This window comes from Streptomyces luteolifulvus (assembly GCF_008806595.1).
Lineage (GTDB): Bacteria > Actinomycetota > Actinomycetes > Streptomycetales > Streptomycetaceae > Streptomyces > Streptomyces luteolifulvus.
The window spans coordinates 29481-55555 of record NZ_VZRB01000043.1; the positions used below are offsets into that span (position 1 = coordinate 29481).

Genomic DNA, 26075 nt, shown 5'->3' on the forward strand with positions numbered 1-26075 from the left:
GACGTCGGATGGCCGTACAGCGGCTGATCACCGAGCGGCGGCTGATCATCGTACGGCGGCTGCCCGCACTCCCCGTGCTGCTGATCACCGTGTTCGCCGCCGTGCTCGCCGGGTGCGGCATCCGGGCCACGGAGGTGCCCACGGACTTCGGCCCGGCGCCCTCCCGTGTGCGCTGCTCGCTGTCCGAGCCGGACGTCTCCGCGCAGGCCTCGCGCGGGCTGCCGGTGCGGGTGTTCCTGCTGTGCGGCTCGTCGCTGGTGGCCGTCGACCGGACGGTGCGCGTCCCGGACGGCACCGCGGACACCGAGCGGCGGGTGCTCGTGGCGCAGGGACTGCTCGACCAGCTCGCCGCGACGCCGTCGCCCGCCGAGAAGGAGGCCGGGTACAGCACGGACGTCCGCGGCGGCATGACCGTCACCGGGCCGCGCCCCCGGGACCCGGAGGACGCGCTGCGCCTGAGCACCCCGCCCGGCGACCTCTCCTCCTACGCCCTCGCCCAGGTGGTCTGCACGTTCTCCGACTCGGCCGCGGCGGAGGGCGACGGTTCCGTCATCCTCGGCGGCCCGGGCGCGAGTCCGCTGCTCCGCTACGAGTGCACGGACGAGGTACGGGCTCGGCCGGGGAGCGCGGAACTGCCGTCGACGGAGGTGTAGGCGGCGGGCGGGTGAGCCGCGGGGGCGTGCGTGTACGGGTGCGCCCCGGAGGTGAACCGAGCCACAAGAAAAAGCCGGAACCGATCGTGCCGGGGGACGCGTCTAGGGGGGCGTGCAGCGTCAAGGCTCCATCGGCGGCAGCGCCGCGATACGCGTCCGTGTGGCAGGGGGTGTACTCCTCGTCGCACACCTCGCGTTCGTCGCCTGGTTCACGCTGCGCCCGCTGGACGTTCCCTGGGTGATGCCGCCCAACCTGCATCCGCTTTCCGGTATCCGCGCGGATCTCGCGCTGGGCTGGCAGGAGGCCGCCCGTCGCATCGGCGAGGGGCTCGCGCTGCTCGCACCGCTGGGCGTCCTGCTCCCGATGGTGCACGGCAGGCTCTGGGCCTTCCCGCTCGGCTCCCTGGTCCGCACGGTCGCCGCGGGCGCCCTGGTCTCGCTGGGCATCGAGCTGCTGCAGACCGGCGTGCCCGGTCAGGTCGTGGACGTCGACTCGCTGCTCCTCAACACGGTGGGAGTGGCGCTGGCGCACCTCGCCGTCGTCCCCGCGTCCCGCGCATGGCTTCGCCGCAGGTCCCGGTCACGGCGACGGAGGCCCGCCCCCCAGGAGGAGACGTCTCAGGGTCGCACCCCGACGATTCCCAGGGTCGGCATCGCCCCGTAGAGCGACGCTTTGTCCGCTTCGGTTCCGTAGCGTTGAAGACAGATGAGGCAGCCACTCGGGAAGCCTCGCCGGACGCTCGTGAAGGAGCCGAAATGACCGCCATTGCCCGCCCCACCCAAGGCCGCATGATCGGCGGAGTGTGCGCCGCGCTGGCACGGCGCTTCGGCACCTCCGCGACGACGATGCGCGTGATCTTCGTGCTCTCCTGTCTGCTGCCGGGCCCGCAGTTCCTGCTCTACATAGCGCTGTGGATCCTGCTGCCCTCGGAGGACAAGGCGCGGACTGCCTGGTAGGCCCCGTTTCCTGCACCGGCGTTCGGACGGACGCCGGTGGGGCGCACCCCGTGTCCAAGGGGTGCGCCCCACCGGCGCGTTCACCGGTTGCCGCTCAGTCGATCGGCATGGTGTGGAAGAGGCCCTCCGAGGGCAGGCCGTCCGTGGGCAGACCGTGCGCCGGAAGCGGCTTGCCGACCGGCATGGTGTGCAGGAGGTCCCCCGAGGGCACGTCCCGGCCGACCGGCAGTCCGCCGAGGAGCCCCTTGACCGGCGCGGCGGGGCCGTCGGCGAGCAGCTTCTGCGTGGCCGGCTGGGCGGCGGCGAGACCCATGCCGGCCGCGTTCTGTCCCTGGGCCAGCGCCTGGTCGGCGCCCGGCAGGGTGCCGGTGAGGTGCTGGGCGGGGAGCGTCTGGTGGATGCCGTCGAGCGCCTGGGCGGCGTCCGGGGCGACCGGGGCGGCGTTCGCGGCGCCCGCGCCGGCGGCGGCGAAAGCGGCACCGAGAGCGGCGACGCCGAGGGTCTTGGCAGCAGACTGCTTCATGAAAATGCGTCCTCGAAATGGGATGACGGGGATGTGAGCGGTCCTCGACCGTAAACACGCCGAGCTGCCGTCCGCAAACACCGAAATGCGAACGGATTGTAAAAACCCGCCCGCATTCCGTGCCGTCGCGATTCCCCCGATCAGCCCTCTGTCTCCACAGAACCGCTGGTGGAGGCGGTCTGCTGGAACAGCCATTCGGACTTCAGCTCGGCATATCCGGGCTTGATGACGTCATTGATCATCGCGAGTCGTTCATCGAAAGGAATGAACGCTGATTTCATCGCATTGACGGAGAACCACTGCATGTCGTCGAGCGTGTAACCGAATGCCTCGACAAGGTGCTCGAATTCCCGGGTCATGCTGGTGCCCGACATCAGACGGTTGTCGGTGTTCACGGTCGCCCGGAAGTGCAGCCGGCGCAGCAGCCCGATCGGGTGCTCGGCGTACGACGACGCCGCCCCCGTCTGGAGGTTGGAGCTGGGGCACAGCTCCAGCGGGATGCGCTTGTCCCGGACGTACGAGGCGAGCCGCCCCAGCTTCACCGAGCCGTCCTCGTGGAGCTGGATGTCGTCGATGATGCGCACGCCGTGCCCGAGCCGGTCGGCGCCGCACCACTGGAGGGCCTGCCAGATGGACGGCAGGCCGAAGGCCTCACCGGCGTGGATGGTGAAGTGGTTGTTCTCGCGCTTCAGGTACTCGAAGGCGTCGAGGTGCCGGGTGGGCGGGTAGCCGGCCTCGGCGCCGGCGATGTCGAAGCCCACGACGCCCAGGTCCCGGTACCGGTTGGCGAGTTCGGCGATCTCCAGGGCGCGGGCCGCGTGCCGCATGGCGGTGAGCAGGGCGCCGACGCGGATGCGGTGGCCGTTCGCCCGGGCGAGCCGCTCCCCTTCCCGGAAGCCCTCGTTGACGGCCTCGACGACCTCTTCGAGACTCAGCCCGCCTTCGAGGTGCTGCTCGGGGGCGTAGCGCACCTCGGCGTAGACGACACCGTCCTCGGCGAGGTCCTCGGCGCACTCGGCGGCGACCCGGACCAGGGCGTCGCGGGTCTGCATGACGCCGACGGTGTGGGAGAAGGTCTCCAGGTACCGTTCCAGAGAGCCGGAGTCGGCGGCTTCGCGGAACCAGACGCCGAGCTTGTCCGGGTCGGTCTCGGGGAGTTGGGAGTAGCCCGTCTCGCGGGCGAGATCCACGACGGTGCCGGGGCGCAGCCCTCCGTCGAGGTGGTCGTGCAGCAGAACCTTGGGTGCCCGGCGGATCTGGTCCGAGCTCGGGGAGGTCCCCATCCGGTCAGTCTGGCTCGTCATTTCCGCACTCTACCTCCTACGCGCGTAGATCACCCGGTGTACGTATCCGTCGATACGTAACGGTGACCACGCGGACCAGTGGCGTACACCCTCGCTTCTGACACTGTTCTGTCATGGCACACCAAGCGTCGGCGGTTCGCACGGCTCGGCTGGGGAGGGCGATCGGCCCGGAACCGACGGCGGTGAGCGGGGTGGTGCTCCTGCTCCCGGGCGGCGAGGTGGTCTCCGGCCGCAGACCGTCCCCGATGATGGCGAACGTGTCCGTACGCGCGCTGGGGCGCCGGCTGGCCCGCGCGGGCCGGGACGAGGGCCTGGCCACCCACGTCGTGCACTACCGCTACCGCGGCTGGAACGGCTCGGAGGCCCATCTGGCCGGTGACGCGTCCTGGGCCGCCGACGAGGCCGTACGACGCTACGGCGACGTCCCCGTCTGTCTTGCCGGAATCGACATGGGCGGCCGCGCGGCGCTGCACTCGGGCGGGCACGAGGCCGTCAACTCCGTGCTGGCGATGGCCCCTTGGCTGCCGGAGGAGGATGTGGCCGCGCCACCCGAACCGGTGAGGCAGCTCGCCGGCCGGCGGGTGCTGATCGTGCACGGCACCAACGACCAGCGCACCGACCCCGAGCTGTCCTTCCGGTTCGCGCAGCGCGCGAAGAAGGCCAACCGGGACGTCTGCCGCTTCGAAGTCCATTCCGACGGCCACACCCTGAACCAGCATCGCGAGGAAGTCCACGCCCTCGCCGAGGACTTCGTCATGGGCTCACTGTTCGGCCGGGCCTACTCCCGCCCGGTGGAGGACGCCCTGGCCGCACCCCCACCACTGGGCCTGCGGATGCCGTTGGCGGCGGGCTTCGGCAAGTCGCTGCGGCGGTAGCGCCCGAAGGGGCGGGGGACCGCGCCACCGGCCACGGACGCGCGGGAGGAACCGCGCCATCGGCCACGGACGCGCGGGGGAACCCGCGCCATCGGCCACGGACGACCCGCACGGTGAACCCGACCGAACTACCGTCTCGGGCCCGCGAAGGCGTACAGAAACGTGCCCGCGACCGCGAGGGTCAGCGCCGTCCACGTGCCCGCAACCGCGCCGGACGGCATCAGCATCCAGCTGTGTCCCCGAGCGCCCGCAGGTCGGTGCTCTCCCGGATCGAGACCGGCGCCTGGCTGCCCAGGGCCAGCCACGGCGACGTACGCCGGTACAGCTCCTCGAACGCGGCACGGTCGCTCCTGGCCATCAGCCGGACGAGACGCTCCTCGTCCAGCTCGCCCGGTGTCTTCCTGACTGATCTCACACCCCCTAGACGCCCGGCCCGGACGGCGGGTTTTCTCCCCGGAGATCCCCGTCACTTACGGGCGCCCCGGGCAGCCGTCAGTCGGAGAGCAGGCGCCCCCGCTGGGCCAGCAGGAACTTCTTGAAGGCCGCCACCGGCGGGGTGTCCGGATGGCCGTCGAGCCAGGCGACGCCGATCTCGCGCACCGCGCGCGGGGCGGTGACCGTCAGCTCGACAACTCCCGGGCGGGGTACGGCGGGCGGCGGCAGCAGGGCCACCCCGAGCCCCGCGGCGACCAGCCCGCGAAGCGTCTCGGCCTCCTCGCCCTCGAACGCGATCCGGGGCTTGAAGCCGGCCTCCTGGCACAGGTCGTCGGTGATACGGCGCAGGCCGTATCCGGGTTCGAGGGTCACGAAGGTCTCGTCGGCGGCCTCGGCGAGCCGGGTGCGCCTGCGGGCGGCGAGGCGGTGGTCGGCCGGCACGACCAGACGCAGTTTCTGCTCGTCGAGGCGGCGGCCGACGAGGTCGGGCGCGTCCGGCACCGGGGAGGTGAGGCAGAGGTCCAGCTCCCCCGCCCGCAGCCGCTCGATCATCGCCTCGCCGTAGTTCTGGACGAGGCTGAAGCGGACCCGCGGATGGTCGGCGCGGAAGGCACGGATGAGCCCCGGGACGGTCTCCCAGCCCATGGTGTGCAGGAAGCCGAAGGCGACCTTGCCGGTGGCCGGGTCGGCGTCGGCGCGCACCTCGTCGGCGGCCCGCTCGATCTCGGCGAGGGCACGCTCGACGGAGGCGAGGAAGGTGCGCCCGGCGGGCGTGAGCGAGACGGTCCGGCCGCGGCGGGCGAACAGGTCGACGCCCAGGTCCTGTTCGAGCCTGACCATCGCCCGTGACAGGGTCGACTGCGGGACCTGCATCTCCTGCGCGGCACGTGTGACGTGTTCGGTGCGGGCGACACCGGCGAAGTGCGCGAGCCGCGGAACAAGCAGCGCGACGATGTCTTCTGTGTCACTGAACGGTGACAGACGCTCCTGTGACCTCTGCTGATGCACCATGGGAACGATTATGACGATTCCGTGCATTGGACGGATGAGCGGGGGCGTACATAGCTTCGAGGCATGTCTCCCGCCAGTACCGGGGCGTCCACCGTCGTGGTCGCCTCCTCCGCCGTCCCTTCGACCGCCCCGTCCGCCGTCCCTGCCGCCGACTCCCGACTGACCCCCGGCGGCCCCGGCTACCGCCGGATGAGCCTCGCCCTCTTCCTCGCCGGTGTCGCGACCTTCGCGCTCCTCTACTCCACCCAGGCCCTGCTTCCGCTCATCTCCGGCGAGTTCGGGGTGGCGGCGAGCGAGGCGAGCTGGACCGTCGCGGCGGCGACGGGCGGACTGGCCCTGTTCGTGCTGCCGATGAGCGCCCTGTCGGAACGGTTCGGACGGCGTACGGTCATGACCGCGTCGCTGGCGGTCGCGGTGACACTCGGACTCCTGGTCCCCTTCGCCCCCTCGCTGACCGCACTGGTCGCGCTGCGGGCGGTCCAGGGCGCGGCGCTGGCGGGCCTGCCGGCGTCGGCGACCGCGTATCTCGCGGAGGAGGTCCGCCCCCGGGCCCTGATCACGGCGATCGGCCTGTTCGTCGCGGGCAACAGCGTCGGCGGGATGAGCGGCCGGGTCGTCACCGGCTGGGTCGCGCAGGAGTGGGGCTGGCGGATCGCGGTCGGAGTGATCGGCGTGATCGCGGTGGCGTGCGCGGTGGCCTTCCGGGTGCTGCTGCCGGCGCCGAGGCACTTCACACCGGGCTCGCTGCGCCCGCGCGTCCTGGCCCGCACGGTCCGCGACCACCTCTCCGACCCGCTGCTGCGCCGGCTGTATGCGATCGGCGCCCTGTTCATGACGGTCTTCGGCGGCGTCTACACCGTGATCGGTTACCGCCTGACCGAGGCTCCCTTCGGCCTGCCCCAGGGCATCATCGGCTCGATCTTCCTCGTCTACCTGGTGGGTACGGTGTCGGCGTCGGCGGCGGGCCGGCTGGTGGGCCGCCTGGGCCGCCGCGGTGCCCTGTACCTGGCGGGCGGCACGACGGCCTCGGGCCTGCTGCTGTCCCTGGCGGACTCGCTCACGCCGGTCCTGCTCGGCCTCGTCCTGATCACCGCCGGCTTCTTCGCGGGCCACGCGGTGGCGTCCTCGGCGGTCAGCAAGGCGGCGACGCACGGCCGCGCCCAGGCGTCGGCGCTGTACCAGTCGGCGTACTACATCGGCTCCAGCGCGGGCAGCACGGTGGGAGCGATGGCCTTCCACGCCGGCGGCTGGGCCGGGACGGTGGGCGTCGGGGTGCTGGCGGTCCTGGGCGTCGTGACGATCACGGTGATCGGCACAAGGGCGGCACGGGCGGGCCGGGCGGGACGACCGGCGGCCGCGTAGCCACCACCGGGGCCGTTCGTCCCCCCTCTGGCCGCCCACCACCCCCTGACCTGCGGGTTTCCTCACCCGAGGCGCCGTTGTCAGTTCCCTGCGGTAGCTTCCAAGTGCGGGGCGCAAAGACGCGCACGACACGAACAGCCACAGGGGTGGGTGGACGATGACGGACAGCACGGCGACGGCGGAAGACCTCGACGTCAGGCTGGAGCGACACCGGGTCGAACTGACCGGCTACTGCTACCGCATGCTCGGCTCCTCCTTCGAGGCCGAGGACGCGGTGCAGGACACGCTGGTCCGCGCCTGGCGCAGCTACGACAAGTTCGAGGGCCGCTCCAGCCTCCGTTCCTGGCTCTACCGCATCGCGACCAATGTCTGCCTGGACATGCTGACGGCGGGCAACAGACGCGCCCGGCCCATGGACCTCTCGGATTCCACCCCGCTGGCGCAGGCGGCCCTCTCCCCCCGGCCGGACAACACCTGGCTGGAGCCGATGCCGGACGCCCGCGTCCTGCCCACGGTCGACGACCCGGCGGAGGCGGCGGTCGCCAAGGAATCCGTGCGGCTCGCGTTCATGGCCACCCTCCAGCAGCTGCCGCCCAAGCAGCGTGCGGTGCTGATCCTGCGCGAGGTGCTGGCCTGGAGGGCGAGCGAGGTCGCCGAACTGCTCGACACCTCGGTCGCGTCGGTCAACAGCGCCCTGCAGCGGGCCCGTGCGACGCTCGCCGAGCGGGACGACAAGGCGGCCCGAGCGGCCGTCTCCGACCCGCTCGACGGGGAGCAACAGAAACTGCTCGAACGGTATGTGGCGGCGTTCGAGGGTTACGACATGACCGCGCTCACTGCCCTGCTGCACGAGGACGCGGTCATGACGATGCCGCCGTTCGACCTGTGGCTCACCGGCCACGAGGACATCACGGGCTTCATGACGACCCTCGGCTCCGCCTGCGAGGGCTCGCGTCTGCTGCCGGTCCGGGTCAACGGTCTGCCGGGGTTCGCCCAGTACAAGCCGGACCCGGAGGCGGGCGGACACACCGCGTGGGCGGTGCAGGTCCTGGAGATATCAGACGGCCGGCTCACCGGGTTCCACTTCTTCCTCGACACCGAGCGCTGGTTCCCGCTGTTCGGCCTGCCGCTCCAGCTCGAAGCGGAGTCCGACCAGGTCGAGGAGGGCGTGTAGGGCAGGGTCGGGGTCCCGCAGCCGTATCCGCCCCCCGGCCCGCCGGGCGGCGAGCTGAAGCCGCGCCAGCAGATCCACGGCCCCGAGCCCCGGCGGCCCGAGCCCCGCGACATCGCACACCACGACCCCGGCCCCGGTGGCATCCAACAACGCCCGCACGTCATCACTCAGCCCCATCACCTGGTCCCGGGTGACAGGGCCGACCAGCACGAGTACGGCGGGTGTCATGGCGTCCACGACCGGTAGACCGGGCGGACACCGGCAATTCATCGGGGACGGTGGAACAGACTCAGGCCTCGGGGAACTCGCTCGTGTCGATGACGAGGTCGAAGGGAGCGGGAAGTTTGAGGGCCTCGCCGAACTTGGCGGTGCTCAGCGGACGGTACACATCGCCCTTCGGTTCGCCGTAAAGCGTCACCGTGGGGCCTTCGGGGCCCAGCGGTCGACGAGGAGATACAGGGGGATTCCGGCGGCTGCGTAGGCGGCGGGTTTGCTGATGCGGTCGTGGCGGGCGTTGGACTTGGAGGTGACCTCTACGACGAGCTCGGCCACAGCGGCCGGAACGTGGGTGTCCGTGTCCGCGCACAACGGAACCGGGGCCACCTGGTGGGGGCCCACCGGTCCCGTTCACGCGAAAGGGGAATTCCCTGGTCAGGCGATACGTTCCAGCACGACCGGCGACGCTGTGAACTCCGTGCCCGGCGCACCGATGTCGTACGAGCCCTCGACCGCCTGCAGGGCGTACTCGAAGCGGTCCGGGGTGTCCGTGTGGAGGGTGAGCAGGGGCTGGCCCTCGGTCACCGTGTCGCCCGGCTTGGCGTGGAGTTCGACGCCCGCGCCCGCCTGCACCGGGTCCTCCTTGCGGGCGCGGCCCGCGCCGAGGCGCCAGGCGGCGATGCCGATGTCGTAGGCGTCCAGACGGGTCAGGACACCGGAGGCCGGGGCCTTGACGATGTGCTGTTCCTTCGAGGCCGGCAGGGGCGCGTCCGGGTCACCGCCCTGGGCCGCGATCATGCGGCGCCAGACGTCCATCGCCGAGCCGTCGGCCAGGGCCTTCGCCGGGTCGGCGTCCTTCACGCCCGCCGCGTCCAGCATTTCCCGGGCGAGCGCGATCGTCAGCTCCACGACGTCCGCCGGGCCGCCGCCCGCCAGGACCTCCACGGACTCTCGGACCTCCAGCGCGTTGCCGGAGGTGAGGCCCAGCGGGGTCGACATGTCCGTCAGCAGGGCGACGGTCTTGACGCCGTGGTCCGTGCCCAGGCCCACCATCGTGGAGGCCAGCTCCCGCGCGTCCTCGATGGTCTTCATGAAGGCGCCCGTGCCGACCTTCACGTCCAGGACCAGCGAGCCCGTACCCTCCGCGATCTTCTTCGACATGATCGAGGAGGCGATCAGGGGGATCGCCTCTACCGTGCCGGTCACATCACGCAGGGCGTAGAGCTTCTTGTCGGCCGGCGCGAGGCCGTCGCCCGCCGCGCAGATCACCGCGCCGGTGGTGTCCAGGACGTGCAGCATCTCCTCGTTGGACAGCAGGGCGCGCCAGCCGGGGATGGACTCCAGCTTGTCGAGGGTGCCGCCGGTGTGGCCGAGGCCGCGGCCCGACAGCTGGGGCACGGCGGCACCGCAGGCCGCCACCAGGGGTGCCAGCGGAAGGGTGATCTTGTCGCCGACGCCGCCCGTGGAGTGCTTGTCGGCCGTCGGGCGGGTCAGGGACGAGAAGTCCATCCGCTCGCCGGAGGCGATCATGGCCGCGGTCCAGCGGGCGATCTCCCGGCGGTTCATGCCGTTGAGGAGGATCGCCATGTTGAGCGCGGCCATCTGGTAGTCGGCGACCTCCCCGCGGGTGTACGCGTCGATGACCCAGTCGATCTGCTCGTCACTGAGCTCTCCGCGGTCCCGCTTGGTGCGGATGACGGAGATGGCGTCCATGGCCATGGCTTTCCTTCCCAACGTTCGGAAACCGCGCAGCCCCCCTGAGCCGGTCGGATCAGAGGGGCCGCACGGGAGTTACTTGGCGAGATGCCCGGGCCCGAAGGCCTGCGGCAGCATCTCCGAGAGCGGCATGACTCCCGCCGGTGTCTCCAGGAGCAGGCCGGGCCCGCCGAACTCGTACAGCAGCTGCCGGCAGCGCCCGCACGGGACGAGGATCTCGCCGTTGCCGTCGACACAGGTGAAGTGCGTCAGCCGGCCGCCGCCGGTGTTCTGCAGCTCCGAGACCAGTCCGCACTCTGCGCACAGGCTGAGTCCGTAGGAGGCGTTCTCGACATTGCAGCCGGAGATCGTCCGGCCGTCGTCGACCAGGGCCGCGACCCCGACCGCGTAACCCGAGTAGGGGGCGTACGCCCGGGACATGGCGTCCCGGGCCACCGCACGCAGCCGCTCCCAGTCGACGTCGGCGGCCGGCGTCACTTCCCTTGTCCCTTCCGGTACGGCAGACCGTCCGCCTTCGGCATCCGCAGCCGCTGGGCCGACAGGGCGAGGACGACGAGCGTGACGACGTACGGCGTGGCGGAGACGACCTGGTTCGGGACCTCGTTGGTGGCCGCGTACCAGGTGAACACCAGGCCGCCGATGAGCAGCATGATCGCGGAGGCGGTGTACTTCTTGCGGAACGCCAGCCAGATCGCGCCGATGATCAGCAGCAGCGCGCCGAGCAGCAGCAGCGCGTGGACGTTTCCGGAGCCGCCGCGCAGATTGAGGCTGTCGGTGTAGCCGAACAGGCCCGCGCCGACGGCGAGTCCGCCGGGCATCCAGTTACCGAAGATCATCGCGGCGAGACCGATGTAACCGCGGCCGCTGACCTGGCCCTCCAGATAGAAGGGGTTGGCCACGATGGACAGGAACACACCGCCGAGGCCGGCCAGTCCGCCGGAGACGATCACGGCGATGTACTTGTACTTGTAGACGTTCACGCCGAGCGACTCGGCGGCGACCGGGTTCTCACCGCAGGAGCGCAGGCGCAGTCCGAACCCGGTGCGCCACAGGATCCACCAGGTGCCGGGGACCAGCGCGATGGCGACGAGGGTCAGCCAGGAGACATTGGTGACCAGACCGCCGAGCAGACCGGCGATGTCCGAGATCAGGAACCAGCCCTGTTCGTTGAGGTCGCGCAGGGCGTCGGAGAGTCCGGGCACCGTGAAGTGGCCGAGGGAGTCCACCGCCGGGGACTGCTTGGCTGAGCCGCCCGGGTGGCCCACGAAGGCGAGGGGGGCCAGATAGCGGGTGGCGCCCAGGGCGAGGATGTTGATCGCCACACCGGAGACGATGTGGTTGACGTTGAACGTGACGGTGACGAACGCGTGCAGCAGTCCGCCGATCGCGCCGCCGGCCACGCCGACCAGGACACCCGTCCACGGACCCCACTGGAATCCGGCCCAGGCGCCGAACCAGGTGCCGAGGATCATCATGCCCTCGAGGCCGATGTTGACGACGCCCGCGCGCTCGGCCCACAGACCGCCGAGACCGGCGAGGCCGATCGGGACGGCGAGCTGGAGCGCCGTCGACATCTGGCTGACGTTGGTGATGCCGTCGGCACCGGTGATGATGCGGACGATCGAGGTCAGCGCCAGGGCCCCGGCGATGACCAGGAGCAGGACGGGCCACGACATACGGCGGCCGGTCGGCGCCGCGGGCTGCAGCGTGGGCTGGTTGAGGTCGGTCGCGGTGGTCATCGGCCAGCCACCTCCTTCGTGGTGTTGTTGTCGGCTCCGAGCACACGGCCTGCTGCCAGTTCCGCGCCGACCCGGCGCTGCTGGCGGCGCAGACCCCATTCACGGACGGCCTCGTAGGAGACGACGACCGAGAGCACGATCAGGCCCTGCATGATGACCGCGATCTCCTTGTCGTAGCCGTGGAAGTCCAGCTCGGGCGAGGCCTTGTCGAGCCAGGCCCACAGCAGGGCGGCGAAGGCGATGCCGACCGGGCTGTTGCGGCCGAGCAGGGCGATACCGATGCCGAGGAAGCCGATGCCGGTGGGGAAGTTCAGGCTGAAGGTGTGGGTGTCGCCGAGCAGGATCGGCAGACCCGCGAGACCGGCGATGGCGCCGGAGAGCAGCATGGCGGTGAGCACCATGCGCTTGGGGTCGACACCGCTGGCCGCGGCGGCGGTCTCCGAGGCGCCGGAGGCGCGCAGGTCGAAGCCGAAGCGGGTGCGGTTGAGGACGATCCAGTAGGCGATGCCGAGCAGGACGGCGAGGAAGACCAGGCCGTAGATCTCGCCGGCGTCGCCCAGGTCGATGCCCGGCACCCAGCCGGACTCGTGCATCTCGCCGGTGGTGTTGTTGTTGCCGACCTTGACGCCGAAGACGCTCGGCAGCCACAGATAGCCGATGACGGAGGTGGCGATCGCGTTGAGCATGATCGTCGCGACGACCTCGCTGACCCCACGGGTGACCTTGAGGACACCGGCGATGCCCGCCCAGAACGCGCCCGTGCAGACCGCGGTCAGCATCAGCAGCGGGACCTGGAGCACGGTCGGCAGATTGGCGTGGGCGCCGACGACCGCGGCCATCATGGCGGCGAGCTGGTACTGGCCGTCGACACCGATGTTGAACAGGTTCATCCGGAAGCCGATGGCCACCGCGAGCGCCGCGATGTAGTACATCGAGGCCTGGTTGATGATCAGGACCTGGATGTCGGAGAACGTGGCCTGCTCGAACATCAGCGAGAACGGCTCGATGGGGCTCTTGCCCGAAGCGATCAGCACGATCGCGATCAGGACGAAGGCCACGGCGAGCGCGATCACCGGTCCGGCCACCGCGAGGAGCACACGCTCCTTGTCGAACTTCTTCATCAGCGGGCCTCGTCTTCCGGAGTCCCGGGGGCGGCTGCCGGGGACTCAGAGGGCTCTTCGGGGTTCTCTTCGTGTTCGAGGTGCCCGGTCACCGCACCCGTCATGGCGGAGCCGAGCTCCTCCGGGGTGACGGTGGCCGGGTCGGCGTCCGCGACCAGCTTGCCGTTGTAGATCACGCGAAGGGTGTCGGACAGGCCGATCAGCTCGTCGAGGTCGGCGGAGATCAGCAGCACGGCCAGGCCCTCGCGGCGGGCGTCGCGGATGTGGTCCCAGATGGCGGCCTGCGCGCCGACGTCCACACCGCGGGTGGGGTGGGCGGCGATGAGGAAGCGCGGCTTGCTGCTCATCTCACGGCCGACGATCAGCTTCTGCTGGTTGCCGCCGGACAGGGACGCGGCGGTGACGTCGATGCCGGGGGTGCGGACGTCGTACGCCGCGACGATCCGGCGGGTGTCCTCCTGGGCGGCCTTCGGGTCCAGCCATACGCCCTTGGCGTTGGGCTTCTCCGTGACATGGCCGAGGATGCGGTTCTCCCAGAGGGGGGCCTCCAGGAGCAGTCCGTGGCGGTGGCGGTCCTCGGGGATGTAACCGATGCCCTGCTCACGGCGCCTGCGGGTGGTCCAGGCGGTGATCTCCTCGCCGGCCAGCGCGATGGTGCCGGAGTCGGCGGGCTTGAGCCCGATGAGCGCGTCGACCAGCTCGGTCTGGCCGTTGCCCTCGACGCCGGCGATGCCCAGGACCTCGCCCGCGTGGATGGTGAAGGTGATGTCGTCGAGGAGGGCCTTGCCGCCCGGCGCCTCCAGGCGCAGCTTCTCGACGGCGAGGACCGGGCGGTCGGTGACCGTGGACTCGGCGGTCTCGGGCGTGGGCAGCTCGCTGCCGACCATCATCTCGGCGAGCTGGCGCGGGGTGGTCTCGCTCGGCACGGCCGTACCGACCGTGGTGCCGCGCCGGATGACGGTGATCTCGTCGGCGACCGAGAGGACCTCGCCCAGCTTGTGGGAGATGAAGATGACCGACAGGCCCTCGGACTTGAGCTCCCGCAGGTTGTCGAAGAGCGCGTCCACCTCCTGCGGCACGAGGACGGCGGTCGGCTCGTCCAGGATCAGCGTGCGGGCGCCGCGGTAGAGGACCTTGAGGATCTCCACGCGCTGGCGGGCGGCGACCCCGAGCTCCTCCATCAGGACGTCGGGGCGCGCCCCGAGGCCGTACCGGTCGGAGATCTCCATGATCTTGCGGCGGGCCCTGGCGCCGATGCCGTACAGCTTCTCGCTGCCCAGCACCACGTTCTCGAGCACCGTGAGGTTGTCGGCGAGCATGAAGTGCTGGTGGACCATGCCGATGCCGCGGGCGATGGCGTCGGCGGGCGAGGAGAAGGCAACGTGCTCGCCGTCGACGGCGATGGTGCCCTCGTCCGGCTTCTGCATACCGTAGAGGATCTTCATCAGCGTCGACTTGCCGGCGCCGTTCTCGCCGACGAGGGCGTGGACGGTGCCCTTGCGGACGGTGAGGTGGATGTCGTGGTTGGCCACGACGCCCGGGAAACGCTTGGTGATCCCGGCGAGTTCGACGGCGGTCACTTGACCGTTGACCGCCGCGCCGGCCGGAGGGCTGCTGGACGCGTTGATGGCGCACTCTCCTGGGGACGGGGGTCGTCTACGCGCGTAGCGCCCCTATGGCATCGAATGGGGCGACGCACCGAACCAACGGGGTACAGGGAGTCTGCCTCCCCGTACCCCGTTGAGCGGACGTAACCCCGCGGTTACAGGCTCACGGTGTAGCAGACTGCTCAGCTCGACTTGACCTTGATCTCGCCGCTGATGATCTTCTCCTTGGCCGTGTCGATGGCTTCCTGGAGCTCGGCGTTGTCCGCGAACTTCGGGTTGGAGTGGGACAGGCCGACCTCGCCGGTCTTCAGATCGCCCCTGACGATACCGGTCCCGGGCGTGCCGCCCTCGACCGACTTCGCCAGGTTGTAGACCGCCTTGGCGACGTCCTTCATCGCCGAGGTCAGGATGGAGTCCTTGTACTGGGCAAGGGCTTCCTGCTTGTACTGGTCCGAGTCGACGCCGATCGCCCAGACCTTGTTGGCGGCGGCGGCCTCGATCACGCCCTGACCGGACAGACCGGCGGCCGCGTAGACGACGTCCGCCTTCTTCTCGATCTGGCCCTCGGCGGCCGTCTTGCCCTTGTCGGGGCTGGAGAAGCCGCCCTCCTCCGCCGTCTGCGTCAGGTACTGCGAGAGCACCTTGACCTTCGGGTCGGTGTCCTTCACACCCTGCTCGAAGCCCGCCTCGAACTTGTGGATCAGGGGGATGTCCACACCACCGACGAAGCCGACGACATCGGTCTTGGTGCTCTTGGCGGCGGCCACACCGGCCAGGTACGAGGCCTGCTCCTCGGAGAAGACCAGGTCGGCCACGTTCTTGGCGTCGATCGTGGAGTCGTCCACGATGCCGAAGGTGGTGCCCGGGTACTTCGCCGCGGCCTCCTTGACGGCCGGCGCGTAGGCGTAGCCGACGCCGACCACCGGGTTGTAGCCCTGCTTGGCCAGCGAGACCAGGCGCTGGGTCTTGTCGGCGTCCGTCTCACCCTCGGTGGGCTCGATGTCGGCCGTGGCGTAGCCGAACTCCGTCTTCGCCTGCTCCAGGCCCGCGAACGCGGCGTCGTTGAAGGACTGGTCGCCCTTGCCGCCGACGTCGTACGCGATGGCGAGACCCCTGTCGCCCTTCGACTCCGACGAGCTGGAGGAGGTCGAGGTACCGCCGCAGGCGGAGAGCGCGAGGGCCAGAGAGGCGGTCGCTGCGCCTGCGACCGTGATCCGGGAAATCCGGCGCATGGTGTGGTGCTCCTGTCGTAACAGCGCCGGACAACTCAGCATCGGCGCTGGCTTCGCCGCAGATTAACGCGCGTAGACCTGCCTGAAAACCCCTTCTGTCCACCTTGTTATCCGGCCGTGGCCAAGGCTGTTCGCGCCCGTGATCACCAGCTCGCCGACGGCGCAGGACACGATGCGGTGGGTGACCTCCGGCCCGGAACGTACGAAGCGGGCGGGCACCCAGGGCGCCCGCCCGCTTCGTATGGATTCGACCAGGTTTGCTCGTTCAGAGGGAACGGGCTTCGGTCGTCCCTACTCGGTCTTGACCTTGATGGTGCCGTCGATGATGCCTTCCTTGGCCTTGGCCACGGCGGCGCTCAGGCCCGCGATCTTCGCGAACTCGGGGTTGCTCTCGGCCAGGCCGACGCCGTTCACCTTCAGGTCGAAGGTCTGGACGCCGTTCAGCGGCTTGCCGTCCTTGACCGACTTGGCGAGGGTGTACACCGCACCGCCGACGTCCTTCAGGGCGGAGGTCAGGATGCGGTTCTTGTACGGCGCGAGGGCTTCCTGCTTGTACTGGTCGGAGTCGACACCGATCGCCCAGACGTTCGCCTTGGCGGCGGCCTCGATCACGCCCTGGCCGGACAGACCGGCGGCCGCGTAGAGAACGTCGGCGCCCTTCTCGATCTGGCCCTCGGCGGCGGCCTTGCCCTTGTCCGGGCTGGAGAAGCCACCCTCCTCGGCGGTCTGGGTCAGGTACTGCGAGATGACCTTGACCTTCGGGTTGGTGTCCTGGACGCCCTGCTTGTAGCCCGCCTCGAACTTGTGGATCAGCGGGACGTCGACACCGCCCACGAAGCCGACGGTGTTCGACTTGGTGGCCTTGGCGGCGGCGACGCCGGCCAGGTACGAGGCCTCCTGCTCGGCGAAGACGAGGGACGCCACGTTGTCGCCCTCGACCACGGAGTCGACGATGCCGAAGGTGGTCTTCGGGTACTTCTTGGACGCGGCCTCCATGGCGGGGCCGTAGGCGAAGCCGACGCCGATGACCGGGTTGTAGCCCTGCTTGGCGAGGGAGACCAGGCGCTGCTCCTTGTCCGCGTCGGTCTCGCCCTCGGTGGGCTCGATGTCGGCCGTCTTGTAGCCGAACTCCGTCTGGGCCTTCTGCAGGCCGGAGTACGCGGCGTCGTTGAAGGACTGGTCGCCCTTGCCGCCGACGTCGTAGGCGATGGCGAGTCCGAGATCCTGCTTGGTCTCGCTGCTGCCACCGTTTTCACTGCTGGTGCCGCCACAGGCCGTTGCGGCGAGCGCGAGCGACGCGACCCCCACCGCGACGCGGGTCAGTTTGGATATCCGACGCATCTGAAGTTCCCCATTCTCCAAAGCCCCGCAGGTGGGTGCTCGGTTTCGGCGCAGATTAACGCGCGTAGACACTCCTGGGAACGGGGTATCGCACTGCCGTTATCCATTCGTGCCGATGGCCGGTTACACCCTTGTGAACCACCGGATCGAAAGGTGTGCAGGGGACACCGCACCCGTCGGTCCCACAACTTTCCGTATGTCCGGGGTGCCTCCAGCGTGATGGCGCAGCTGTCTGGGCCACGCGCCCAGACTCCCTCCGGCCAGACGCGCCCGCAACCGGAGGGGGCCATGCGGGGCCTGTGCGGCGGATCAGTGCGGTGGACGCGCGGGGGACCTTGTCCGGGCGGGGGCCTTGTCCGGGCGGGGTGGGTTGTCCGGGCGGGGTGGGTTGTCCGGGCGGTGCGGGTGTGCGGGTGTGCGGGTGATGGGAAGTGTTCCCCGGGGGGTCTGTTGGGCGCCTGGGGTGCTTGCAGTTGCAATTCCGGGGAGTGGGTCTGCGCGATACAGGTCCCGCGGGAGCGGCTTCGAGTCTGGGGCTCGTGGCCGCGGGAGCGGCTTCGAGTCTGGGGCTCGTGCAGGCGCCAGGCCGGGGAGCGGGTCGGCGTGACGCGGCCCCACGGGAGCGGCCTCGTGCGTGGGGCCGGGTGCAGGTGCAAGCCCGAGGAGGCAGCCGACGCGAAGCGGGCTCCACGAAACGGCTTCGAGCCTGGGGACTCGTACGCCGCACAGGCGCGGAGACAGTCCACGCACAGCGGGCCCCCGCGCGAGCGGCCTCGAGCGGGTGCGGCTCGTGTGGGTGGCAGGCCGGGGAGCGGGTCGGCGGCGTGACGCGGGTTCCCGCTCGGGTGAGGCCCGGGAGTAGGGACTCGGGGCCGAGGGCAGCGCCGGATCATCCTCGGGCGGATGATGCCGGAGACAGGGGCCGGCCAGGCCCCCGGCGTCCGGCAGAGCAGCGCCGCCCGGCGCAGTGGAGCGGCGTCGGGGCCTGCGGCCCTACAGGCCGCCGTCGATCAGTGCCGCCGCGGTGAAGAGTTCCACGCCCACGGTGATCGCCGACTCGTCGACGTCGAAGTCTCCCTGGTGCAGGTCGCGCACGGTGCGCTCACCGGGCGGGCGCACTCCGAGCCGGGCCATGGCGCCGGGCACGTGCTGGAGGTACCACGAGAAGTCCTCGCCGCCGAGGCTCTGCTCGGTGCCCTCCACGGCGTCCGGGCCGCGCCGGACGGCCATGGCCTCGCGCAGCAGCTCGGTCACCACCGGGTCGTTGACCACGGGCGGGACTCCGCGCACGTAGTTGATCTCCGACTTGGCCCGGTGCAGATTGGCGATCTCGTCGATCGCCGCGACCACGATGTCGGGCGCCTGCCGCCACGCCTCGATGTCCAGGCATCGCACGGTGCCGGAGAGCTCGGCGTGCTGCGGGATCACGTTCGGCGCGTGCCCCGACTCGATCCGCCCCCAGGTCACGGCGAGTCCCGCACGGGTGTCGACGCGCCGGGCGACGACAGCGGGCACGTCGGTGACGACCCGGGCGGCGGCGGTGACGAGGTCCGTGGTGAGGTGAGGCCGGGCGGTGTGCCCGCCGGGCCCGTCGAGGGCGACCTCCAGCCGGTCGCAGGCGGAGGTGATCGCACCGGCCCGCAGCCCGATCCGTCCCGCGTCCACCCGGGGGTCGCAGTGCACGCCGATGATGCGTCCCACGCCTTCGAGCACCCCGCAGTCGATGGCATCGGCGGCTCCGCCGGGCAGCACCTCCTCCGCGGGCTGGAACAGCAGCCGCACGGGCCGGGGCAGCAGCCCCCGCTTGTGCAGCTCGGCGAGGACGAGGCCGGCGCCCAGCACGACGGTCGTGTGCACGTCGTGCCCGCAGGCGTGCGCCCGGTCCGGCACGGTCGACCGGTACGCGCACTCGGTCTTCGTGTCGGGGATGGGCAGGCCGTCGATGTCGGCGCGCAGGGCGAGCATGGGCCGCCCCCCGTCCCAGTCACCGATGTCACAGATGAGCCCGGTACCGACCGCGAGCACACGGGGCCGCAGTCCGGCCCGCTCGAGTCGCGCCTTGATCGCCGCGGTGGTGCGGAACTCCTGGTTGCCGAGTTCCGGGTGCATGTGCATGTCGCGGCGGAACGCGACGAGTTCGGCACGCAGCACGTCGCTCAGCGTGCCGGGAAGCAGCGCTTCCCCCGGAAGATCGACCTCGGACGCTTGGGACATCAGTTGCTTCACCCTCTGAAGGGTAGGACGCCGGGAGGGCCCGCTGACGCGCGATCAACAAAAGATCAGCCCGTCCGGGGAAGAAAATCTGCCCGACCGACGCATGGGATCCGGTCTGGATGGGTACAACCACCCACTCATTCCTCCACGCATACCACGCCCCGGGCGAACCAGGCGGATTTGTTCACCTGTCGGGACCACATGGTGATGCAGCCGTATCGGGGTCCCGGAACCGTCACCGCCGGGCGACTTCCCTGGTCAGGCGGCGCGCCGGCCGCCGATGACGCGGACGCTGCTGGTGACGCTTCTCACGGGCCGGCACCCGGCCACGGTGGGTGATCCGCGGCGTCACACGGCGCGCGGAGGAACTCCGGCGGACGACCACGGATACGTCGTACGACGGTCGGATCCCGTCGGAGCGAAACCCCCGGCCGCGACCGGTACCCCCGATAGGGTGCCGCAGCGTGAGCGCCGAAACCGAGACCCCGGACTTCGTCCGGGCCACCCGCGATGCGTACGACGCGATAGCCGCCGCCTATGCGGAGGCCTTCCCCGACGGTCTGGCCGACCGGCCGCTGGACCGCGCGCTGATCACCGCGTTCGGTGAGCTGGTGCGGGCCGCCGGCACCGCGCCGGTCGCCGATGTCGGCAGCGGTCCCGGTCATGTGACCGCGCTGCTGCACGCCCTCGGCGTCCCGGTCTTCGGTGTGGACGTCTCACCCCGGATGGTGGCGCTGGCCCGCCGGACGCACCCCGAACTCCGTTTCCATGTCGGTTCGATGACGTCCCTGGATCTCCCGGACCGGACGCTGGGCGGGATCATGGCCCTCTACTCGGTCATCCACGTCCCGGACGACCATCTGCCCGCGACGTTCGCCGGGTTCCACCGCGTTCTGATGCCCGGCGGCCATGTCCTGCTCTCGTTCCAGTCCGGCGAGGAGGACGAACACCTGCGCCTCACGGAGCGCTTCGGTCAGAAGATCTCGCTGGACTACTACTGGCGCACCCCGGAGACAGTCGCCGCCCACCTCACCGAGGCAGGCCTGTCCATCCAGGCCCGCGTCATGCTGGAACCCCCCAAGGACGCCACCCGCCCCCGCGCCTACCTCCTGGCCCGCAGGCCCGAGTAGGACCACGCGGCGCAACACCGCACTCACCGCCGACAGCCGGTGTACGTCCCGCACCGTGCCGGTGACTCCCGAAGCACAGCCGCCCACCCCCGACCCCCACCTCGGACCGGGCACACCCGGCGGACGACCGCGCACCCGCGGATGCAGCACCCGCGTCACGGACCCCACGCGCCCCGCGCGACACCGCGCCACGCCCCGACCTCCGCCTCGGCGCCTCGGTGCCGCCGCACCCGCGCCAGCCGACTACACCGCCGACAGCCGACGTACGTCCCGCACCGTGCCGTTGACTCCCGAGGCACAGCCGCCCACCCCCGACCCCCACCTCGGACCGGGCACACCCGGCGGACGACCGCGCACCCGCGGATGCAGCACCCGCGGCATGCTCGAACCCCCAGGGAGGCCACGCCCCCGGCCTACCGGTCGTCGAGCAACAGCACGGGCTGCCCGACCAGCGCGAGCGCCACGGTGTAAGCGCGCAGCACCCGCGTCACGGACCCCACGCGCCCCGCGCGACACCGCGCCACGCCCCCGGCCCCCGCCTCGCCGCCCCGGGGGCACCGCGCCCGCGCTCGCTACACCGCGCTCACAGCCGACAGCCGGTGTACGTCGCGGGCCGTGCCGGTGACTCCTGACAGGAAGCCCTGGGCTCTTGGGGAGGCGTTTTCCGTGAGCCAGGCGGGGTCGATGTCGCAGACCGCGACCCGGACCTCCGTGCCCGCGAGGGCCAGGGGCAGGGTGTGGACCACGGTCGACGGGAAGCTGAGGATCGTACGGCCGATGGGGCCTCTGCGGGCGATCAGTTCGAGGGGGAGGTCCGGGCGGACGATCTCCAGGCCCGTCTCCACCGCCAGGCGGTGGAGCTTCTCCGTGCTCTCGCGCCGGTGCGCGAAGTAGCGGGTCGCGCCGTGCGCCTTGGCCAGGGACTGGACGGCCGCCAGATACCGGTCGCCGTCGACGACCCCCGTCTCCACCAGTGAGGTGCCGACCATGTCGGCGCCCTTGGTGATCCGGGGCGGGCCGAAGCGGAAGCGGGTCCAGGCGAAGGCGTTCGCCGTCACCGTCACACCCGCCGGGGTCTCCTCCATCGGCATCGAGGAGAAGATCTCCACCTGCCGTTTCCCGCCCGGCGTCAGCCGACGCCGGGCCGAGGCCGACACCGGCGCGAAGACCAGGTCCCGCGGGCCTCTGCGGCCGCCCTTGCGGTGCCACCGCACCAGCCGTTCACCGCGGGCGAGCTGGGCGACGAACTCCATCGTCGCCGTGCCGTCGTCGACGACGACCAGCTCACGGGCGCGGGTGATCATCAGCAGCAGCTGGACGTAGCGCGAGAAGGGGTCGCCGAGGACGATGCGGTCAGCCCGGCGGAGCAGTCCCGCCAGGCCGCCGATCGTCTGGAACGGGGCCGCCGGGCCGCCCCGCGCCTCCTCCCAGCGGACCTCGTGGCCCTCCTCGCGGGCCAGTTCGGCCATGCGGCGCAGCTGGCCGCGGGTCATGGGGTCGATCGGGGACAGGACCACGAGGGTGAGCCCCCCGCCGAGCGCATGCCCGCGGGCATGCGCCCACTCCAGCACGTTCAGCAGCTGTACCGGACTCTCGACGAACGCGAGAGTGTGGGGGCCGGCGGACCCGGCGCGGGGGCTCATCGACGTATGACCGTCCCGTTGATCGACGTATGACCGTCCCGTAAGGGGTGCAACCTCAGACCGAAACCGGCTCGCCCGCGGCCGCCGCGATCTCCGCCTCGGCGACGACACCGGCGACGCGGCGCAGCTTCTTCATCGGGCCGAGCTCGGACTCGTAGACCTTCTTCACGCCGTCGCCGAGGGACGCCTCGATGGTGCGGATGTCGCGCACCAGGCGCGTGAGGCCGCCCGGCTCGACGGAGGCAGCCTGGTCGGAGCCCCACATGGCGCGGTCGAGGGTGATGTGGCGCTCAACGAAGGTGGCGCCGAGGGCGACCGCGGCGAGCGTGGTCTGCAGGCCGGTCTCGTGGCCGGAGTAGCCGATCGGGACGTTCGGGTACTCCTTCTCCAGCGTGTTGATCACGCGGAGGTTGAGCTCCTCGGCCTTGGCCGGGTAGGTCGACGTGGCGTGGCAGAGCAGGATGTTGTCGCTGCCGAGGACCTCGACCGCGTGGCGGATCTGCTTCGGGGTGGACATGCCGGTGGAGAGGATGACCGTGCGGCCGGTGGCGCGCAGGGCGCGCAGCAGCTCGTCGTCAGTCAGGGAGGCGGAGGCGACCTTGTGGGCCGGGACGTCGAACTTCTCCAGGAAGGCGACGGCCTCGGTGTCCCACGGGGACGCGAACCAGGCGATGCCCTTCTCCTTGCAGTACTCGTCGATCTGGCGGTACTCGTCCTCGCCGAACTCCACGCGGTGGCGGTAGTCGATGTACGTCATCCGGCCCCAGGGGGTGTCGCGCTCGATGTCCCACTGGTCGCGCGGGGTGCAGATCTCGGGCGTGCGCTTCTGGAACTTGACGGCGTCGCAGCCTGCCTCGGCGGCCACGTCGATCAGCCGGAAGGCGTTCTCCAGCTCACCGTTGTGGTTGATGCCGATCTCGCCGCAGATGTAGACCGGATGGCCGGGGCCGGCGGTGCGCGAACCGAACGTGCGAAGGCGGGAGTTGGTGCTCATGGCAAGGTTCCTTACTTGGGGAGGGAATCGAGAGAGGGGCCGAGGATCCAGCTGGCGATCTCTCGGATCGCGCCGTCGCCACCGGGGACGGTGGTGACCGCACGTGCGGCGCCGCGTACCACGTCGTGGGCGCTCGCGACCGCCACGGGCCAGCCCACGAGGGCGAAGCACGGGAGGTCGTTGACGTCGTTGCCGACGTAGAGCACGCGCTCGGGCGCGATGCCCTGCTCCTCGCACCACTGCTTCAGTGCGAGGTCCTTCCGGTCGATGCCGTGCAGGACCGGGATCTTGAGTTTCCGGGCCCGGGCGGCGACGACCGGGTTCTGCTCCGTGGAGAGGATCAGCATCTTCAGGCCGCTCCTGCGCAGGGCGGCGATGCCGAGGCCGTCTCCGCGGTGCACGGAGACGAACTCCTTTCCATCGGCGTCGATCAGCACCCGGTCGTCGGTCTGGGTGCCGTCGAAGTCCAGTACGACCGCGTCGATGTCCGCGGCGGCAGGGCGCGAACCGGGGCGGTCCGCGTCGAAGAGGGGGGCCAGCGCGCGGGCGCGGGCGAGGTCGTGCGGGTCGTCGATCTCCAGCACGCGTGCGGGGTCCGTGCGGACGAGTTCCGTGCGGCCGAAGAAGCGGTGCCGGTGCTTGCGGAAGCCGGCCGCGTCCATCGCGTAGGCGGCGCCGGTCTCCAGCAGGTCCTGGGGGCGGTCCTGGCGGCGCGGGCGGAAGGACTTTTCGTGGTTGACGCCGTAGCCGCCGCCGACGGCCGCGTCGGCCTCGGCGACCGTGCCCGCGGCGACTGTGTCCTCCGCGTCCCCCGCGTCCCGCCAGACGAACCCGTGGAAGGGGGCCACGGTGACCGCCGTGTCCGCGCCGTTCTCGGCGACCGCGCCCGCCACGCCGTCGATGTCCTCGCGGACGAGGAACGGGCTGGTGCACTGCACGAGCAGCACCACGTCGACGACCGCGCCGTGCAGGGCCTCGTGGGCGTCCATGGCGTGCAGCACCGCGGCCTCCGAGGTCGCCGTGTCCCCGGCGATGGCGGCGGGCCGCAGGACCACCTCGGCGCCGGCCGCCCGCGCGGCGGCCGCGATGGCCTGGTCGTCGGTGGACACGACCACGTCCGTCACCAGCCGGGTCGCCAGGCACTCGCGCACGGCGCGGGCCACCAGCGGGACACCGCCGACCGGGGCGAGGTTCTTCGCGGGCACGCCCTTGGAGCCGCCCCGCGCGGGGATCACCGCGAGCACCCGGCGCACCGAAGCGCCGTGGCCCGCTTCCGGGTTGGACATGGCTTCTGCTCCTTGCAGTGTGTTCGGGCGGCTCACAGGTCCCCCATGCGCCGGATGACGGGCGCGACCCGCTGCACGCCGTGGCGGTAGGCACCGCGCGCCGCCCGGCGCACGATCTGCCGGACCGGCCCGGGCTCCTTGTCGGCGGCGGGCGCGCCCGGCAGCGGTGTGCCGTCGGGGCCGAGGTGGTGGCGGGCGAGGATCCCGGGCAGATAGCCGGGGGCGGTCGCCGGTGTGTAGTAGGGCACCAGGGGCGGCAGGCCCCCGGGCCGGTCCAGGAGCCCCGCGATCCGCTTGCGGGCCGCGTCGAAGGCCGATGCGTACGAGCCGTCCGCGGCGACCCCCTGGCGGGCCACCCACTCCTCGTCGGGCGCGGGCCGGTGTCCGTCGTCGAGCTGGTCCCAGGAGGCCAGGCAGCCGGACCCGATGAAGTGGTGGTTGCCGAGGTTTTCGCGCACTCCCAGGTCGGTCAGCACGACCGTGGGGACGCGGCGGTGCAGCGCCTCCAGCGCGGCCGTGGAACTGACCGTGACCAGCAGGTCGGTCCGGTCGAGGACCTCCCCCATGTGGCCGTACACCAGACGGAAGTTGGGCGGCAGGTCGAGCTTCTGCGCCAGCTTCTGGTAGGGCAGCTCCTCGATGTGCGTGGTGTGTTCGCCGGGCTTGGAGCGCAGCTTCAGCAGCACCTCGCGCTCGGGGTGCAGCCGCGCGTGCTGGACCAGCCGGTTCAGCAGGTACGTACGGTCCTTGCGGCTGTCCGGCACGGACGGCTGGGCGGCGAAGACGACCCTGTAGGGGTCGTGCTCTCCGGTGTAGGCGGCCCCGCCCAGGAACGGCAGGGCCACCTCGGTGACCGCCGAGGAGTCGGCTCCCACGCCCTCGTACACGGCACGGAAGCGGTCGCCGTCCTGACGGGAGTTGGCGAGGACGAGGTCCGCGCCGTGCCGCAGCAGCAGGCCGTCGGCGAGCTTCTCGTAGACGACGCCGACATAGCCGGTGACGACGACGGGCCGCTTCGCCCGGCCCTCCCAGACCCGCTTGAGGCCGTGCAGCATCGCCTGCACCCCGCCGCCGACGAGGGCGAGCACGACGATGTCGTACGGCTCCTCGGACATGGCGCGCAGGAACTCGACGGCCGTGACCTCGCGCAGGGAGTCGGCGCGTACGCCCACCTCCGCCAGCTGGCGGGCCGTGGGCGTGGCCCGGCCGCGCAGCAGGAACCCGCTCAGGACGGGGCCGGGTTGCGCGTCGTCGCGCGACCCGGCTTCCATGGAGGGTCCCGGAGCAATGCGGTCCGCGGTCAGCGCACCCCATTTCCAGCGGGTGTCGGAGTCCGCGAGGACGGCGATTCGCGGGAAGTTCGTTGTACTTGGCGGCACGACGACGACGCTAGGAAGCAATTCCTAGGTATGGCGGAACCGTGAATCAACGAAAAGTTAACAACACGCCACCGAGAGCCGAACTGACCCGTCGAAGACCAGGAAGTATGCGGGATGCACCGTTCCGACACATGGAGTTCACCCCCTGTACGTTCACCGGAAA

The 26075-nt window shown here is 71.0% G+C and carries 23 protein-coding genes and 2 pseudogenes; 7 read left to right on the plus strand and 18 right to left on the minus strand.

What is annotated here, in order from left to right; all coding sequences use genetic code 11:
• Positions 1–8 precede the first annotated feature (8 nt).
• From F7R91_RS36540 to F7R91_RS36550, 3 genes are all read left to right on the plus strand, one after another.
• Positions 9–653: a hypothetical protein gene (locus F7R91_RS36540; RefSeq protein WP_225320994.1), complete on the plus strand. Its 645-nt coding sequence runs from the start codon at positions 9–11 to the stop codon at positions 651–653.
• Between the two features lie 112 nt (positions 654–765).
• Complete coding sequence (locus tag F7R91_RS36545) at positions 766–1317, plus strand: VanZ family protein (protein WP_150957349.1); 552 nt, start codon at positions 766–768, stop codon at positions 1315–1317.
• 92 nt (positions 1318–1409) lie between these two features.
• Positions 1410–1610: a PspC domain-containing protein gene (locus F7R91_RS36550; protein WP_150957352.1), complete on the plus strand. Its 201-nt coding sequence runs from the start codon at positions 1410–1412 to the stop codon at positions 1608–1610.
• Between the two features lie 94 nt (positions 1611–1704).
• Here F7R91_RS36550 and F7R91_RS36555 read toward each other — a convergent pair whose 3' ends face one another.
• Entirely contained in the window at positions 1705–2133 is a 429-nt protein-coding gene (locus F7R91_RS36555; RefSeq protein ID WP_150957355.1) for an ATP-binding protein, read from the minus strand.
• Positions 2134–2273: 140 nt separating this feature from the next.
• Positions 2274–3437: an adenosine deaminase gene (locus tag F7R91_RS36560; protein WP_150957358.1), complete on the minus strand. Its 1164-nt coding sequence runs from the start codon at positions 3435–3437 to the stop codon at positions 2274–2276.
• Positions 3438–3550: 113 nt separating this feature from the next.
• On the opposite strand from F7R91_RS36560, the gene F7R91_RS36565 reads away from it, so the two are divergent.
• Positions 3551–4312 carry a prolyl oligopeptidase family serine peptidase gene (locus F7R91_RS36565; protein ID WP_150957361.1) on the plus strand — a complete coding sequence of 254 codons (762 nt, stop codon included), beginning with the start codon at positions 3551–3553 and terminating at the stop codon, positions 4310–4312.
• Between the two features lie 292 nt (positions 4313–4604).
• Here the strand turns inward: F7R91_RS36565 and F7R91_RS36570 are convergent.
• Positions 4605–4727: pseudogene (locus tag F7R91_RS36570) on the minus strand (RNA polymerase subunit sigma-24); the annotation flags it as partial.
• A gap of 77 nt (positions 4728–4804) precedes the next feature.
• On the minus strand, positions 4805–5758 hold the full coding sequence (locus F7R91_RS36575) for a LysR family transcriptional regulator (protein WP_150957364.1): 954 nt from the start codon (positions 5756–5758) through the stop codon (positions 4805–4807).
• Positions 5759–5821: 63 nt separating this feature from the next.
• Here F7R91_RS36575 and F7R91_RS36580 point away from each other — a divergent pair, with 63 nt between their 5' ends.
• Together F7R91_RS36580 and F7R91_RS36585 are read left to right on the plus strand one after the other, a co-directional pair.
• On the plus strand, positions 5822–7120 hold the full coding sequence (locus tag F7R91_RS36580) for an MFS transporter (RefSeq protein ID WP_150957367.1): 1299 nt from the start codon (positions 5822–5824) through the stop codon (positions 7118–7120).
• Positions 7121–7277: 157 nt separating this feature from the next.
• Positions 7278–8294 carry a sigma-70 family RNA polymerase sigma factor gene (locus F7R91_RS36585; RefSeq protein ID WP_150957370.1) on the plus strand — a complete coding sequence of 339 codons (1017 nt, stop codon included), beginning with the start codon at positions 7278–7280 and terminating at the stop codon, positions 8292–8294.
• Here F7R91_RS36585 and F7R91_RS36590 read toward each other — a convergent pair.
• The 10 genes and pseudogenes from F7R91_RS36590 to F7R91_RS36635 all read right to left on the minus strand — a co-directional run bounded on the left by F7R91_RS36590 (position 8178) and on the right by F7R91_RS36635 (position 19480).
• Positions 8178–8564, minus strand: a complete 387-nt coding sequence (locus F7R91_RS36590) for an STAS domain-containing protein (RefSeq protein WP_191971799.1) — start codon at positions 8562–8564, stop codon at positions 8178–8180. The genes F7R91_RS36585 and F7R91_RS36590 overlap by 117 nt on opposite strands.
• 19 nt (positions 8565–8583) lie before the next feature.
• Positions 8584–8876: pseudogene (locus F7R91_RS43315) on the minus strand (Uma2 family endonuclease); the annotation flags it as partial.
• A gap of 69 nt (positions 8877–8945) precedes the next feature.
• Complete coding sequence (locus F7R91_RS36600) at positions 8946–10229, minus strand: thymidine phosphorylase (RefSeq protein ID WP_150957378.1); 1284 nt, start codon at positions 10227–10229, stop codon at positions 8946–8948.
• A 72-nt stretch (positions 10230–10301) separates the two neighbouring features.
• Positions 10302–10703 carry a cytidine deaminase gene (locus F7R91_RS36605; protein ID WP_150957381.1) on the minus strand — a complete coding sequence of 134 codons (402 nt, stop codon included), beginning with the start codon at positions 10701–10703 and terminating at the stop codon, positions 10302–10304.
• Positions 10700–11965, minus strand: a complete 1266-nt coding sequence (locus F7R91_RS36610; protein WP_150957384.1) for an ABC transporter permease — start codon at positions 11963–11965, stop codon at positions 10700–10702. The genes F7R91_RS36605 and F7R91_RS36610 overlap by 4 nt, the downstream gene beginning before the upstream one ends.
• Complete coding sequence (locus F7R91_RS36615; RefSeq protein WP_150957387.1) at positions 11962–13086, minus strand: ABC transporter permease; 1125 nt, start codon at positions 13084–13086, stop codon at positions 11962–11964. Before F7R91_RS36615 ends, F7R91_RS36610 begins: the two co-directional genes overlap by 4 nt.
• Positions 13086–14666: an ABC transporter ATP-binding protein gene (locus F7R91_RS36620; RefSeq protein WP_150957390.1), complete on the minus strand. Its 1581-nt coding sequence runs from the start codon at positions 14664–14666 to the stop codon at positions 13086–13088. The genes F7R91_RS36615 and F7R91_RS36620 overlap by 1 nt, the downstream gene beginning before the upstream one ends.
• 209 nt (positions 14667–14875) lie before the next feature.
• On the minus strand, positions 14876–15925 hold the full coding sequence (locus tag F7R91_RS36625) for a BMP family lipoprotein (RefSeq protein ID WP_150957393.1): 1050 nt from the start codon (positions 15923–15925) through the stop codon (positions 14876–14878).
• Positions 15926–16216: 291 nt separating this feature from the next.
• Positions 16217–17266: a BMP family lipoprotein gene (locus F7R91_RS36630; RefSeq protein WP_150957396.1), complete on the minus strand. Its 1050-nt coding sequence runs from the start codon at positions 17264–17266 to the stop codon at positions 16217–16219.
• A 993-nt stretch (positions 17267–18259) separates the two neighbouring features.
• The gene (locus tag F7R91_RS36635) at positions 18260–19480 is read right to left on the minus strand and encodes an amidohydrolase (protein WP_150957447.1); all 1221 of its coding nucleotides are present in this window, start codon (positions 19478–19480) and stop codon (positions 18260–18262) included.
• A 464-nt stretch (positions 19481–19944) separates the two neighbouring features.
• Here F7R91_RS36635 and F7R91_RS36640 point away from each other — a divergent pair, with 464 nt between their 5' ends.
• Positions 19945–20610 carry a class I SAM-dependent methyltransferase gene (locus tag F7R91_RS36640; protein WP_150957399.1) on the plus strand — a complete coding sequence of 222 codons (666 nt, stop codon included), beginning with the start codon at positions 19945–19947 and terminating at the stop codon, positions 20608–20610.
• 572 nt (positions 20611–21182) lie between these two features.
• On the opposite strand, the gene F7R91_RS36645 is transcribed toward F7R91_RS36640, so the two are convergent.
• Genes F7R91_RS36645 through F7R91_RS36660 form a run of 4 tightly spaced genes read right to left on the minus strand, consistent with a single transcriptional unit; the run spans position 21183 to position 25912 of the window.
• Entirely contained in the window at positions 21183–22253 is a 1071-nt protein-coding gene (locus tag F7R91_RS36645; RefSeq protein ID WP_150957401.1) for a hypothetical protein, read from the minus strand.
• 55 nt (positions 22254–22308) lie between these two features.
• On the minus strand, positions 22309–23247 hold the full coding sequence (locus F7R91_RS36650; protein ID WP_150957404.1) for an N-acetylneuraminate synthase family protein: 939 nt from the start codon (positions 23245–23247) through the stop codon (positions 22309–22311).
• A gap of 11 nt (positions 23248–23258) precedes the next feature.
• A complete protein-coding gene (locus tag F7R91_RS36655; protein ID WP_150957407.1) occupies positions 23259–24533 on the minus strand; it encodes an N-acylneuraminate cytidylyltransferase in 1275 nt (424 codons plus the stop codon).
• 32 nt (positions 24534–24565) lie between these two features.
• Positions 24566–25912: a DUF6716 putative glycosyltransferase gene (locus F7R91_RS36660; RefSeq protein WP_150957410.1), complete on the minus strand. Its 1347-nt coding sequence runs from the start codon at positions 25910–25912 to the stop codon at positions 24566–24568.
• Positions 25913–26075: the final 163 nt, after the last annotated feature.